The following is a 351-nucleotide window of genomic DNA, read 5'->3' as shown; positions in this document are numbered from 1 at the left end:
GGTAGTCGTAATTGCGAGTAAAATACTCTACATCACGATTGGTTCTTCCTAAAGCAATGTAACTAAAGAAATCGGTTGCTTCTAAAGTCTCTGACTCTTTAAACCATTGGGTTTCTTTGTCTTTTAGAAACTTTTTAGCAGCCTCAGTAGAGAGCAAAGTTGCTTTACTTTCTATCTGGTAAACCTCATTGTAGAAAATGAGTCTGCTAACAATTTGAGGTTGTACCTCGCGGAAGAAATGTATCTCTTCTGCTTGGTCCGTAAAACCTCGTTGCTGTACCTCTTCCTTGACCTTCCTTAAGAGGTCTTTTAGGAATTGTACCATTTCTAAAGATTCTTTAACCACGGCGG

Annotated in this window: 1 protein-coding gene; it reads right to left on the bottom strand. The window is 39.0% G+C overall.

Features of this window, described 5'->3' with window-relative positions; genetic code table 11:
- A partial coding sequence (locus HMPREF1551_RS14525) for an RteC domain-containing protein (protein WP_231374983.1) occupies nucleotides 1–325 on the bottom strand: 325 nt, incomplete at its 3' end.
- Between the last annotated feature and the right edge of the window lie 26 nt (nucleotides 326–351).

It is taken from the genome of Capnocytophaga sp. oral taxon 863 str. F0517, assembly GCF_000466425.1.
Taxonomy (GTDB): Bacteria; Bacteroidota; Bacteroidia; order Flavobacteriales; family Flavobacteriaceae; genus Capnocytophaga.
The sequence above is the reverse complement of the archived record's forward strand: the minus strand, read 5'-3'. Positions and strand labels throughout refer to the sequence as shown.